Raw genomic sequence first — 12,548 nt, forward strand, 5'->3', positions numbered from 1 at the left:
CATCGAAGCCATTGTCGGCGGCGCCCTTCACATCGGTCATCATGCCGTCGCCGATGGCCAGCACCTGGCCGCGCTCGACCGGCTGGCCAAGAATCTCGGCAACCTCCTTCATCGCGAGATTGTAGATCGGCGCGTAAGGTTTTCCAGCGATCAATGTGCGGCCGCCGAGCTGGGCATAGTCACGCGCCAGCGCGCCGGCACACCAGATGATGCGTTCGCCACGTTCGACCACGATGTCGGGATTTGCGCAGATGAAAGGCAGGTTCCTGGCGCGCAGCCGCCGCAGGAGCTCCGCGTAATCCTCGGGCTTCTCGACCTCGTCGTCGAACAGGCCGGTACAGACGACGCCGGACGCCTCGAACTCCTCGACAAGCTCGACGTCGAGACCTTCATAGAGGGTGAAGTCGCGGTCGGCGCCGATATGGAAAATCTTGCGCGGCCCTTCGGCGATCAGATCCCGGGTCACGTCGCCTGAGGTAACCACCCGGTCGTAGGCTGACGGTGGAACACCGATCGCGTTCATCTGCGCCACGACATCGGCACTTCTGCGCGGCGAATTGGTGATCAGGACGACGGGGATTTTCGCCTCTCGAGCCCTTGCCAATGCGGAGGCCGCCACAGGGAAATGCGTTTCGCCATTATGGACCACGCCCCAGACGTCGCACAGGATTGCCGAATAGGCCTTCGACACGTCTTCGAGCGAGCCGATGATTTCAGGCGAATCCGCCATGCCGTTTCCTTCAGTCATGATCGTTGCGACCGCCACGACAGACGGTTCGCCGCAGCCGGTTCGGATTAGCCGAACCATTCCGGCCTGTCACCAGCTTTCGCCAGGCACGATTGGTTAGCGGTTGGTGAAGTGCTGACCCGGCAATAGAGCGATTTGCCAAACCCGGCCTTCAGCGTTTTGTGGAAAGCTGGCGTCGATCGAGAATCCGCCGGCGGGGGCCGCTCCAAGACATGCATGGACTTTGGCGTCAGTTCTGCCGCGACCAACGCGGCAACTATGCTCTTATGACGGTCGTCGCTATGGTTCCGCTGATGGGCGCCCTGGCAATGGCCGTCGACTTCACCGAGATGAGCCGCGAAAAACAGGCGGTTTCGAACGCGCTCGATGCCGCAAACTTCGCCACGGCGCGCCGGCTGACGGAGGGTGCCACCGACGACCAGTTGAGGGCCTATGCGCTCGACTTCTTCAATGCCAACCTCAACAAGATCAATCCCGCCAATACGACGCTCACCGTCACCTTGCCAAGCAACACCACCGGCGGCGGCTTGCTCAAGATGACCGCGCGGCTGGACTACAAGCCCTATTTCTATCCGGTCTTCGGCCAGCTCGTCGGCAAATCCGAAACCGACGCCAACCAGAGGATCAGCTTCAACATCACCTCGGAAGTGCGGCTGAAGAACACTCTTGAAGTCGCCCTGGTACTCGACAATTCCGGGTCGATGACCAAGACCGGAACGGGCTCGGGGCAAACGCGCATCGACCTTCTCAAGACCGCGGCAAAACAGCTGGTCGACACGCTGGCCCAGCAGGCGGCGATGATCAAGCAGGTCGACAGGCCGGTGCAGTTCGGCCTCGTGCCGTTTGCCGCCTCGGTCAATGTCGGGCCCGGCAACGGCAATGCGCCCTGGATGGATACCGAAGGATTGTCGCCGGTATCGAACGAGAATTTCGACTGGTCGACGCTGAACGCAGCCGACAAATACGCCCAGCAGACCAACGGCATCTGGTACAAGCGCGGCACCGGATGGGGAACCGACGAAGGCCAGATGCTGACCCGGTTTTCGCTCTATCGCGACATGAAGGTCGTCACCAACCATGAGCGTGTCGTCAACAGCAAGCGCGTGGTGTGCGACGAATACAACCCGAACAACACCTGCAAACGCGACCACGACGAATACGACTACATCGACACCTATGGCCCGTTCGCCAGTTGGCAGGGCTGCGTCGAGGCCAGGCCTTATCCCTACAATGTCAACGACGCGGCGCCTTCCGGCGGCTCGGCGAACACCGGCATAGGGGTCGGCGATCCGGCGACGATGTTTGTGCCGATGTTCGCCCCGGACGAACCCGGCAACCATTGGAGGCTCACCCAGGATCCCGACGAGGCCGCGCCGACGACCTATGGCGCCATCAACAGCTGGTGGAATGACGACCCGACGAGCAGCACCGGCCAATCCCGGCTGCGCAACATGTCCAAATATTTCCAACCGAGGCCGATCAATGCGCCGGCGCTGGCCGCCGGCAACGGGCCGAACTACAGCTGCTCCACCAACCCGATCACGCCGCTGACCGATGTCAGCGTTACCACTGGGCTTACCGCGATCAAGGCCGCGATCGACCTGATGAAGCCCGATGGCGGCACCAATGTTCCCGAAGGCATGGCCTGGGGTTGGCGGGTGGTTTCGAGCGGCGAGCCGTTCACGCAAGGCCGCCCGGAAACCGAGAGAGGCAACGACAAGGTCGTCATCGTGCTGACCGACGGCGCCAATACCTACTACACGCCGTCCTCGCTCAGCCATTCCGACCCCGCCGATTCGAAATCGACCTATGCGTCCTTCGGCTATCTCAACCCAGGCTACAACGGCACTTCGGTGGGCCGCCTGTTCATGGGCACATCGAGCGCCATTGGCCAGTTCGACTATTCGAACGGCAACTACACCAACGCGCTCAACGAGCAGATGGCGACGCTTTGCAACAACGCCAAGGCAGCCAATATCATGGTGATGACGGTGGCGCTCGACCTGTCGACGACCAAAACCGCCGATCAGCAGGCGATCGAGGCGCTGAAATCCTGCTCGTCGAACTCGCGCTTCCGCAAGGATCCAACGGACGCGAGCAAGCCGGCAAAACTGTTCTGGAATGCCACCGGCGCCAGCTTGTCGAACGATTTCAAGGAAATCGGCAACGAATTGTCGAACCTGCGCATCGTCGGCTGATCCTCAGGCTTCGGGGGCTGGCTGGAACAACGGCTGGCGCCGCCATGCACTTGCGCGCGCCTCCCGGGACAGGCACATCTTGGCCGCCTGCCGGATCGCGCGTCCATTCGCGGCGCGCTGGGGAAGAACAGATGCCCGAAACAGCCAATCATCTCGCCTTCGCGCTGGTCTGCCTCGGCATGGTGCTGACGCCTGGCCCCAACATGATCTATTTGATCTCGCGTTCCCTGTCGCAGGGGCCGAAGGCGGGGCTCATCTCGCTTGGCGGCGTGGCGCTCGGCTTTGTCTTCTATGTACTGGCGGCGGCATTCGGCATCACCGCGCTGCTGCTCGCAGTGCCCTACGCCTATGATGCGCTGCGCTTTGCCGGCGTGCTCTATCTCCTGTGGCTGGCCTGGCAGGCGGTGAAGCCGGGCGGACGCTCGCCATTCGAAGTGCGCGAATTGCCGAGGGACCGGCCGCGCAAGCTTTTCGCCATGGGCCTGATGACCAATCTGCTCAATCCGAAGGTGGCCGTGCTCTATCTGTCGCTGTTGCCGCAGTTCATCAGCCCCGGCAAGGGTCACGTCCTGTCGCAGCTCCTGGTGCTCGGCGCGACACAGATCTCGATCAGCCTCAGCGTCAATGCCGTCATCGCGGTAACGGCCGGTTCAATCGCCACCTTTCTCGCCGGACGGCCCTTGTGGCTGGTCATCCAGCGCTGGATGATGGGAACCGTGCTGGCGGCTCTTGCGCTGAAGATGGCGACAGACGCGCAGCGCTGAGAGTGCAAACCGGCGGTCGCCGCTGTCAGCCGCCGAAGACTTCTTTCAGGAATGCATGAGAGGCAAGGATGGATTGCTCGGCAGCATTGTACTGACCATAGGCCTCGATGCCGGTCTTCAATCCTGCGGAGTCAAATCCGTGACGAGCACCCGGGTAGACGTCAAGCTGCACAGAGCTTCCCTTGCCGCTGCGCTGCGTCATCATCTCCTGGCAATTTTTGGCGGGGGTCCGATCGTCCAGCTCGCCGATCAGGATCAAGGTCGGGACCGCCATGTCGCCATTCGTTGCCGAACAATCCGGATAGTAGGCGATCGCAGCCTTGAATTTGCGCTCCATAAGCCGCTCGTCTCCACCAGACTGCAAGGCCTCGAGCGTTGCGTTCCCGCCAGCGGAGAACCCCATCAACGCAATGCGCCGCGGGTCGACAAAACTGTATTTTGATAGGTATTCCAGAGCGCCGTAGGCGTCATATACGCGATCAACAGGGTGGAGGCCATCACAGGTCTCCTTAATGCCGCGGGTGCTGAAGCTGTCGACGACGAGGACGACGTAACCCCAGGAAGACAGTCGCTCGGACCAGGTTTTCCTTACACTTCGGGGCAAACCTGAACATCCGTGCAGAACCACGACAGCCGGGAACGGCCCCTCACCCGGCGGACGCGTTAAATACCCCTGCAGCGGCGTGCCGGGAACGGCCCTCGGGACGTTGCCGCCCGCTTGCGCAATGCGCTTCTGAAATGGCGTTGGCTCCGAAGCCGCGCTTTCAAACTGCACCGGCTGGTCAGCGCGCGCTGGCGCGGCATGCAGATAGCTACCGATACAAAGGCAGGTCAGACAGACGACCTTGTTGGGCAGTCTCGGCAGGGTGAAGGCCATGGGTGCCTGCTTCGTTACATCGGCCGTCTTATCTGCTGTGCCCGCTCCGGCTCGACCACCTTGCGGTAGAGATGCCAGGTGGCATGGCCGAGCACCGGCATGACGACGGCGAGCCCGGCAAACAGCGGGATCGAACCGATCACCAGAAGCACGGCGACCAGCAAGCCCCACAGCGCCATTTGCAGCGGGTTGGCCATCACCGCCCGGGCCGAGGTCTCGATGGCTGAGACGGCGCCGACGTCGCGGTCGAGCAGCAGCGGGAAGGCAACCACAGTGGTGGCCAGCACGATTACGGCAAAGACAAAGCCCGCGGCATTACCGGCAAGGATCAGCGTCCAGCCCTTACTGGTGGTCAGCACGTCGCGGATGAAGCCGCCGATCGAGGCCGGCGGCTGGTCTCCGAACAGGCCAGTGTAGATCGATTGCGCGGTGTAGAGCCACAACAGGAACAGCGCCACCAGCATGACGCCGATGACGGCGATCGACGGGATCGCGGACGAGCGCCGGACATCAAACGCGTGCCGCCAGGAGGTGTTCATGCCGAGCTCGCGCCGGCGGCTGATCTCGTAAAGGCCGAGCGCCGCAAACGGCCCGACCAGAGCGAAACCCGACATCAGGGGATAGATGAGCTGGATGGCATTGGCGCCGGACGTCCACTGCGTCAGGATCAGGCCGACGATGGGATAGATCAGGCACAGGAACACGTAGTGCGATGGTTTTGCCCAGAAATCCTCGAACCCGAGACGCAACGCATCCCAAAGGTCCGACGTGGTGATGCGGCGCACCGTCGGCTGCACATGCATTCCACGTGCGTCCGCCATGACATGAAAGCCGGCCATAACCTTCCTCCCGTGTGTCGGGGCGGTCACCGCCTGGATGGCCGCCAGAGCTGCCACTTCAAGATCGAGAAGCATGATAGCAGAGTTGGCGGCGATTGTCGCCGGGTCAATGGCCTGGGGAGCAACTCCTCGTTGTGTTCAACTCTCCGTATGGCCTCTCATATGGCGTACCTTGGCAGACCTTCGTTTTGGCCAATCATTGTGCTGCATTTTAGCATTTACGCATTTTAGCATTTACTTAAATTACTCGTAGGGATCCCTGGCGTATCACCTGAGCTTTACGAGTTTCGGCGAGGGACTATGTTCGCATTGAAAGCCTTCTGGTCTTCGGAGCGCGGCAACTTTGCCATAACGACCGCCTTCGCTATGCTGCCAATAATGATTGGTTTGGCCGGCGCCGTCGATCTGATCGGCACGAGCCATGACGCCTCGCAACTCCAGAACTCGCTGGACGCGGCTGGGCTCGCCATCGGCACGAAGTTCTCTCCCGATATGGCGGCTGGCGATGTCCAGCAGCTTGGGCTGCAGTTCTTCGCCGCCAATATGAGCGCGGCCGACCAGCAGGAATATTTGGGCAGCGTCTCCGCTTTCGCGGCAACGGCAAGCGGCAGTCCAAGCGCCTACTTTATCTCGCTGTCGTCCAGCATAAGCCGCCCAAGCTTCATCAGCGCCTCGGCCCCCTGGCAGGCCTACCGCTCGGCCTCGGTCAAGATAAAACCTGGCGCGCAGGCCTGCGTGCTGGCGCTCGATCCGCATGCGTCCGCCGCCGTGAACCTGCAGGGCTCGACCAACGTCTCGATGGACAATTGCGTGATCGCGGCGAACTCGGACGCGTCGGATTCCGTCAACAGGGGTGGTTCCGCACTGGTTTCGGCCGGCTGTGTCTCAACCGTCGGTGGCACCAGCGGGCTGTTGCCACCCAGCGCCAGTCTCGCCTGCGGAACGCCGCACGAACATAGGTACGCATCCTTTGATCCATTGGCCGACGTCGTTCCTCCCCCTTACACATTGTGTTTGCCTGTCCCGAACGGCAAAACCTACACGCTGTCGCCCGGCACTTATTGCGACAAGACATTATCGGGGAACATCACGCTTAATCCGGGCGTCTACATCATGCGCGGCACCACCATAAAGCCAGGGGGAAACGGCAGCCTGACTGGCCAGGGCGTGACCATTTTCCTCATGGAAAGCGCTCAGATCTACATAAATGCCAATGAGAAGGTGAACCTTTCCCCGCCCACCAGCGGCCCTTATGCTGGCATCACCATTTTCCAGGATCACGGCAACACGTCTGCCCTGACATTGAATGGTGGCGCAAATTCCGTGCTCAGCGGTTTCATCTACGCGCCGGACGCGCCCATTTCCTACGCCGGCAATTCTGATATGAGCGCCCAGGGCGACTGTCTCAGGCTTGTCGGCAATACGATACAGATGACCGGGAACTCGTCCGTCAAGTCCGACTGCGCGGCGGCGCTTGGAAATCGCACAATGTATGCCGATCGGATGATCACTCTGGTGAAATGAGAGACAACCTGACGTGCGGCGGCGCCAGCGGTAGCGTTGAGAAAAATGGCGGTAACGCACGGCCGGATCGGTTTCGATGCGAGGCGCAATCCGGCCAGCCTGGGATAGGCAGCGCCGTCGATCGCCTGGTGAAATTCCGCCCAGCATGCCACGCCGATCAGCGTTGTACCGGCCAGCGTCAGTCTGTCGCCCCCTCTTCGATTTTCGCCGCCCTGCCCGGCAAAAGCCATGATCGCTATTATCTCAGAGGCATGACCATAGCGAAAATCGAAACCCACCCGATCCCGAAGCTGAACAGGCGCATGGTGCTGACCGGCCTCGCAGCCCTGGCGGGGCTCGCCGCCTGCAGCACCGTTTCACTGCCAACCGGCGAAGGCGCCGGGGTCTCCTCCTCCGCCACCAGCACGCTGGCCAGCATCCGCGCCTCGGCCGGGCTCGCGCCGCTGGTCCCCGACCGGCAGCTCGAACAGGCCGCCCTGCAGCAGGCAGGCTACATGGCGCAGCGCCGCCGCATGAGCCACACCACCGGCTGGGGCAAGGATTTCGCCTCGCGCGTCAGGGACAATAGAATTTCCGGTGCCGCGGCGGAGAACATCGCCGAGGGTCGTTTCGACCTCGATAAGCTGTTCGACATCTGGGTGCATTCACCAGGCCATCGCCGCAACATGCTCGACCCGCGCTTCACACGCTTCGGCCTTGCCTATGTGCGCGACGGCAGCGACAGCAAGCTCCGTTACTGGAGCCTCGTGCTCGGAAAATAGGAAAACGTGCCGGTTCGGTGCGCCACACCCAAGACGATTTGATGGAAAGCTAGTCCATATGCGCCGCCGGCGCGCCGCCGGCTGGCGCCTGCTTCGGCTTGCGCAGCAGGAAAACAAACGGGATGGCAAGCAGTGTCATCACCATGAGTATTTTGAAGTCGTTGACGTAGGAGATCATCATGGCCTGGAGATTGACCATGCGATCGACCTGCGAGAGCGCCGTTGGGTCGCCGCCTGCGGCCGCCGGCGAGACAGCCCACAGATTGGGGTTGAACGGATTGATGAAGGCCGAAAGCTCGGCATGGTTGATCTGCGTGTTGCGCACCATCAACACCGTCACGACCGACACGCCGATCGACGAGCCAAGATTGCGCACCAGGCTGAACAGAGCCGTGGCATCGGTGCGGAAGCGCACGTCAAGCGTGGCGAAGGCGACGGTCGACAACGGCACGAACACCATCCCCATGCCCAGGCCCTGGATGACGCCGGAGCTGATGATCAGCCAATTGTCCATCTGCGGGGTGAAGCTGGACATGGTGTAGAGCGACTGCGCGGTCAGCAGGAAGCCGATGACGACGAGGATCCTGGCGTCAATCCTGCTCATGAGCCGCCCGACGACGAGCATCGAGATCATGGTGCCGACGCCGCGTGGCCCCATGACGATGCCGATGGTGACGGTCGGATAGCCGAAGATGGTCGACAGCATCGGCGGCAGCAGCGACATGCTCGCCAGGATGAGCACACCCATGACGAAGATGAATGCGAGCCCGGTCACGAAATTGCGGTCGAGGAAGATCTTGGGATCGATGAAGGGGTGCTCGGCCGTCATGGTGTGAATGATGAACACCCAGAAGCCGGTGAGCGAAAGACCAAGTTCGATCCAGATCTCGACCGAGGAAAACCAGTCGACCTCGCCGCCGCGGTCGAGCAGCAGCTGAAGCGCGCCGACGCCGAGCGATATCATGGCGAAGCCGAAGAAATCGAAGCCGCGCACGCGCCGCGCGATAGCCGGCAAATAAGCGGCCATACCGAGAAAGGCGACGATGCCGACCGGCAGATTGATGAAGAACACCCAACGCCAGTTGAAATTCTCGGTCAGCCAGCCACCGAGTGTCGGGCCCAGAATCGGACCCAGCATGATACCGGCGCCCCAGATGGCCATCGCCTGGCCATGGCGTTCCCTGGGATTGATGTCGAGCAGGAAGGTCTGCGACAGAGGCACGATCGCGGCGCCGAACACGCCTTGCATCAGCCGGAAGAACACCATGGTCTCCAGGCTCCAGGCGATGCCGCACAGCATCGAAAACACGGTGAAGCCGACCACCGCCGTCAGGAACAGTTCCTTGCGGCCGAAGCGATCGGCCAGCCAGCCGGTGACCGGCGTCATGATGGCGGCGGCAACGATGTAGGAGGTCAGCACCCAATTGATGTTGTCAGGCGAGGCGCCGAGATCGCCGGTCATGGTCGGCAGCGCGACGTTGGCGATCGTCGTGTCGAGCGCCTGCATGATCGTCGCCAACATGAGCGCGACCGTGATCAGGCCGCGATGCGGCACTTCTTTGAAGGGTTCGGGCGTGCTCATGGCGTGGAACTTCCAGCAGGTAACAAAAACGTGTACAAGGGGTTTCCGGGCGGCAACGCCTTCCGTTGAGAGACCCTCGTCGCGGTGGGACGCGATTGTCGATGTGGGGGTTACATCGACTGAAAGTCTCTGATCAGCGGATGCCTGCCGCCCGGAAACATGAGGACCGACGGGTCCGCGTCGGAGATTTCAGACTTCGGCCAGGCCGCTATGCGGCGTGCCCAAACGCTGATCCTTCCAGCTCCTCCCATCAGACCAATCCTGCTATTCACCTCCGCCGCTGGTCCTGCGGCATTCTGTTGACGTTACTGCGCGGCCTCGCCGGCCGTGGCGTGACCGAAGATCGAAGGCAGGCCACGCGCCACGCCGGTGTCGACGGTAACGGTGGCGCTCATGCCGGTGCGCAACGCCATCTTGGCGTCCGCATCGGTCAGTTCGAGACGAACCGGGATGCGCTGTGTGACCTTGACCCAGTTGCCGGTGGCATTCTGGGCCGGCAGCAGCGAGAACTCGGCTCCCGTGCCGGCGCCGATCGCCTTGACCGTCGCCTCGAAGGTGCGCCCCGGATAGGTGTCGACCACGATCTCGGCCTTCTGGCCGGGCTTCATGTGGGTGAGCTGCGTTTCCTTGAAATTGGCATCGATCCAAGTGTCGCCGGTCTCGACCAGCGAAAACAGCGGCGTGCCGGAACCGACATACTGGCCGACCTTGAACGACGAGGCCTGGCTGACGATGCCGTCAGCCGGCGCCTTGACCGTGGTCTGCGCCAGGTCGTAGGCGGCCTTGTCGCGCGCGGCGAGCGCGGCCATCACGGTCGGATGCTTGTCGGTTTCGATGTCGGGATTGCCGCCAAGGGCTGCCTTGGCGCTGATGATGCCTTGCTCGGCAACGGCGAGCTGCTGCTTGGCCTTGTCGAGATCGTTCTTGGCTTCGTCCAGCGACGATTTGGCGTTGATGCCCTTCTGGGCAAGATCGGCGGCGCGGTCGAACTGCGACTGGGCGAAGGCGACCTGGCTGGCATCGGACTTCTGCTGAGCCATCGACTGGCCATAGGCGGCGCGCAACTGCTCGACATTGAGACGCGCGCCCGCCACCGCCGCGTCGGCCTGCGCCAACGCGATCCGGTAGGGCTCGGGGTCGATGGCAAACAGCTCGTCACCCTGCTTGACCAGCTGGTTATCGAAGATGTCGACCTTGACGATGCGGCCGGCCGTGTCGGAAGCGATCGACACCTTGGCCTGCTGCAGATTGGCGTTCTCGGTCTCCTGATAGCGGCCGCCGGTAACCCAGACATAGCCGCCGCCAACAGCCAATGCCGCAGGCAGCGCGACCATCAGCAGGAAGCGGCCCAGCCGGCGCTTTTTCTTCACCGGCGCCGGAGCCGGCTGCACCGGGGGAGCAACGGTCGCCGGGGCCGCGGCCGGCTGCGCCGGCGCTTCCATTTCCAGTTCGGTCACTTTCTCGTCTATCTTGGCTACCGCGTTCATGCTGCTGCGCCCTCTGTGTTCTTCACTTTTTCAATGGACGGCGTCTCGTCGTCGGTCAGGTTGCGGACCATCGCCTCAAGTCCCTCGACGAGGATGCGACGGGCTTCCGGTTTCACGTTGACAAGCGATTCCTCATAGACTTCCCCGGCAATGCTCTTGATCACGGCGTAGGCATCGCTTGCCTTGGGCGTCAGGAAGATCATGCGGACGCGGCGATCGGCAGCGTCGGAACGACGCTCGATCCAGCCTCCCTCCTCCATGCGGTCGACCAGGCGCGAAACGCTGATCGGCTCGATTTCGAGAAGTTCGGCCAGCCGCGCCTGCGCGACACCGTCTTCCTTGGCAACGCGGACCAGAAGCCGCCATTGCGCCGAAGAAAGCCCCAAGCCACTGGCCCTCGCCTCGAAGCGCTTGCGCATCAGGCGCTGCACGTCGTGGATCAAGAAGCCCAATCTGTCGATGCCATCGGAAACCATGAGCGGGATATATAATAAGCGTGCTCACTATTCAAGGTGCCGCAGTGCACACAAAGCCGACAAATGTGCATGACAGCTTTGCCGGGCCAATCATGGTTATCGATTTGCGAACGCATGATGGCCGCGCCGCCTCTCCGCTGGTCGCGTCTGGCATATTGATGTACAGCCGCTGAACAGGATCGGGGGATCAACGCAATGCCGACGCTTTACGCTCTCAAGCCGGCCTTCCAGGGCCGACTGCGGCCGCTGGTCAATCGGCTGGCGGCCATCGGGGTCACCGCAAACAGCATAACCATCCTGGCGGCCGCGATGTCGATAGCCGCCGGCGCGGCCATTGCGATCCGGCATGAATGGCGCTGGCTGCTGTTGCTTATCCCCGTGGTGATGTTCGTGCGCATGGCGCTGAATGCCGTGGACGGCATGCTGGCGCGCGAGCATGGCCAAGCCTCGACGCTCGGCATGTATCTTAACGAGTTGTGCGACGTCGTTTCGGACCTCGCGCTGATCTTGCCTTTTGCCGTCTTTCCGGAATTTGGCGCATGGGGCGTCGTCGCCTTCGCAATATCGGCGGTGCTGACCGAGTTTGCCGGCGTGCTCGGCATCGCCGCCAAGATCGGCCGCAACTATGCCGGGCCGTTCGGCAAGAGCGACAGGGCGCTGGCGCTTGGCGTCGTCGCCGTGCTGTGCGCCCCAGGGCTGTGGCCGGCATCGATCGCGCCATTTGTGTTTCCGGCCATGGCAACGCTTTCGCTGCTGACCGCCATAAACCGGATACGCGCCGGGCTTATTGGCAGCGCCAGCTGAGCATCGAGGCTCGCCATGCCGCCAGTGGGGCCGCCAGAGGGAAAGACCATGATGCACGAACCGGTCGCCGCCGCGGCCACGGAAAGCCTTGCGCGGCAAGCGCAGGAGCGGGTCTTCCGCAGCCATGACGGGACGGAGATCTTCTACCGATTCTGGCCGGCGGCTTCGGCCGATGCCAAAGGCGCGATGGTGCTCTTCCATCGCGGCCACGAGCATGGCGGCCGCATGGCCCATCTCGTCGATGAATTGCGGATGCCGGACCACGCCTTCTATGCCTGGGATGCCCGCGGCAATGGCCGTTCGTCCGGCGAGCGCGGCTATGCCCCGTCCTTCTCGGCGCTGGTGCGCGACATCGACTGCTTCATGCGCGAGATCGCTGAAAGGGATGGCTTCGCCACGCGCGATATCGCGCTGATCGCGCAGTCCTTCGGCGCCGTTCTGGCCGCCGCCTGGGTGCATGACTATGCGCCGAAGCTGCGCGCCATGGT

At 62.4% G+C, this 12,548-nt stretch carries 12 protein-coding genes; 6 read left to right on the top strand and 6 right to left on the bottom strand.

Annotation, left to right across the window (positions count from 1 at the left end; all coding sequences use genetic code 11):
- Nucleotides 1-730: TIGR01459 family HAD-type hydrolase (locus EN879_RS08870; RefSeq protein ID WP_164774349.1), on the bottom strand; the 730-nt coding region annotated here is incomplete at its 3' end.
- 230 nt (nt 731-960) lie between these two features.
- Here EN879_RS08870 and EN879_RS08875 point away from each other — a divergent pair.
- Nucleotides 961-2,946 carry a TadE/TadG family type IV pilus assembly protein gene (locus EN879_RS08875; protein ID WP_027163218.1) on the top strand — a complete coding sequence of 662 codons (1,986 nt, stop codon included), beginning with the start codon at nt 961-963 and terminating at the stop codon, nt 2,944-2,946.
- Between the two features lie 131 nt (nt 2,947-3,077).
- Nucleotides 3,078-3,710 (top strand): LysE family translocator, encoded by a 633-nt coding sequence (locus EN879_RS08880; protein ID WP_024504845.1) that lies wholly within the window; start codon nt 3,078-3,080, stop codon nt 3,708-3,710.
- Between the two features lie 25 nt (nt 3,711-3,735).
- On the opposite strand, the gene EN879_RS08885 is transcribed toward EN879_RS08880, so the two are convergent.
- Together EN879_RS08885 and EN879_RS08890 are read right to left on the bottom strand one after the other, a co-directional pair.
- On the bottom strand, nt 3,736-4,587 hold the full coding sequence (locus EN879_RS08885) for a dienelactone hydrolase family protein (protein WP_063167719.1): 852 nt from the start codon (nt 4,585-4,587) through the stop codon (nt 3,736-3,738).
- A 14-nt stretch (nt 4,588-4,601) separates the two neighbouring features.
- Entirely contained in the window at nt 4,602-5,426 is an 825-nt protein-coding gene (locus tag EN879_RS08890; RefSeq protein ID WP_013532367.1) for a DUF2189 domain-containing protein, read from the bottom strand.
- Nucleotides 5,427-5,726: 300 nt separating this feature from the next.
- Here EN879_RS08890 and EN879_RS08895 point away from each other — a divergent pair, with 300 nt between their 5' ends.
- Both EN879_RS08895 and EN879_RS08900 read left to right on the top strand, forming a co-directional pair.
- Nucleotides 5,727-6,950 (top strand): TadE/TadG family type IV pilus assembly protein, encoded by a 1,224-nt coding sequence (locus EN879_RS08895; RefSeq protein WP_027163217.1) that lies wholly within the window; start codon nt 5,727-5,729, stop codon nt 6,948-6,950.
- A gap of 251 nt (nt 6,951-7,201) precedes the next feature.
- Complete coding sequence (locus EN879_RS08900) at nt 7,202-7,711, top strand: CAP domain-containing protein (protein WP_063167718.1); 510 nt, start codon at nt 7,202-7,204, stop codon at nt 7,709-7,711.
- Between the two features lie 49 nt (nt 7,712-7,760).
- On the opposite strand, the gene EN879_RS08905 is transcribed toward EN879_RS08900, so the two are convergent.
- The 3 genes from EN879_RS08905 to EN879_RS08915 form a co-directional block, all read right to left on the bottom strand.
- Nucleotides 7,761-9,293, bottom strand: coding sequence for a DHA2 family efflux MFS transporter permease subunit (locus EN879_RS08905; RefSeq protein ID WP_013532370.1), 1,533 nt, complete (start codon nt 9,291-9,293; stop codon nt 7,761-7,763).
- 305 nt (nt 9,294-9,598) lie between these two features.
- Nucleotides 9,599-10,780: an HlyD family secretion protein gene (locus EN879_RS08910; RefSeq protein ID WP_013532371.1), complete on the bottom strand. Its 1,182-nt coding sequence runs from the start codon at nt 10,778-10,780 to the stop codon at nt 9,599-9,601.
- Nucleotides 10,777-11,256: a MarR family transcriptional regulator gene (locus tag EN879_RS08915; protein WP_063167717.1), complete on the bottom strand. Its 480-nt coding sequence runs from the start codon at nt 11,254-11,256 to the stop codon at nt 10,777-10,779. The genes EN879_RS08910 and EN879_RS08915 overlap by 4 nt, the downstream gene beginning before the upstream one ends.
- 195 nt (nt 11,257-11,451) lie before the next feature.
- On the opposite strand from EN879_RS08915, the gene EN879_RS08920 reads away from it, so the two are divergent.
- Nucleotides 11,452-12,060, top strand: coding sequence for a CDP-alcohol phosphatidyltransferase family protein (locus EN879_RS08920; RefSeq protein WP_063167716.1), 609 nt, complete (start codon nt 11,452-11,454; stop codon nt 12,058-12,060).
- Nucleotides 12,061-12,108: 48 nt separating this feature from the next.
- Nucleotides 12,109-12,548: alpha/beta fold hydrolase (locus tag EN879_RS08925; RefSeq protein WP_245493808.1), on the top strand; the 440-nt coding region annotated here is incomplete at its 3' end.

Origin of the sequence: Mesorhizobium sp. M7A.F.Ca.AU.002.02.1.1, from assembly GCF_003998535.1 — a bacterium.
In the GTDB taxonomy this organism is placed as follows: domain Bacteria; phylum Pseudomonadota; class Alphaproteobacteria; order Rhizobiales; family Rhizobiaceae; genus Mesorhizobium; species Mesorhizobium ciceri.

Bases quoted from the DNA above. Each gene is read 5' to 3' on its own strand.
- EN879_RS08880 (WP_024504845.1), top strand. From the start codon at position 3,078: ATGCCCGAAACAGCCAATCATCTCGCCTTCGCGCTGGTCTGCCTCGGC.
- EN879_RS08905 (WP_013532370.1), bottom strand. From the start codon at position 9,293: ATGAGCACGCCCGAACCCTTCAAAGAAGTGCCGCATCGCGGCCTGATC.
- EN879_RS08915 (WP_063167717.1), bottom strand. From the start codon at position 11,256: ATGGTTTCCGATGGCATCGACAGATTGGGCTTCTTGATCCACGACGTG.
- EN879_RS08910 (WP_013532371.1), bottom strand. From the start codon at position 10,780: ATGAACGCGGTAGCCAAGATAGACGAGAAAGTGACCGAACTGGAAATG.
- EN879_RS08895 (WP_027163217.1), top strand. From the start codon at position 5,727: ATGTTCGCATTGAAAGCCTTCTGGTCTTCGGAGCGCGGCAACTTTGCC.
- EN879_RS08900 (WP_063167718.1), top strand. From the start codon at position 7,202: ATGACCATAGCGAAAATCGAAACCCACCCGATCCCGAAGCTGAACAGG.
- EN879_RS08920 (WP_063167716.1), top strand. From the start codon at position 11,452: ATGCCGACGCTTTACGCTCTCAAGCCGGCCTTCCAGGGCCGACTGCGG.
- EN879_RS08875 (WP_027163218.1), top strand. From the start codon at position 961: ATGCATGGACTTTGGCGTCAGTTCTGCCGCGACCAACGCGGCAACTAT.
- EN879_RS08890 (WP_013532367.1), bottom strand. From the start codon at position 5,426: ATGGCCGGCTTTCATGTCATGGCGGACGCACGTGGAATGCATGTGCAG.
- EN879_RS08885 (WP_063167719.1), bottom strand. From the start codon at position 4,587: ATGGCCTTCACCCTGCCGAGACTGCCCAACAAGGTCGTCTGTCTGACC.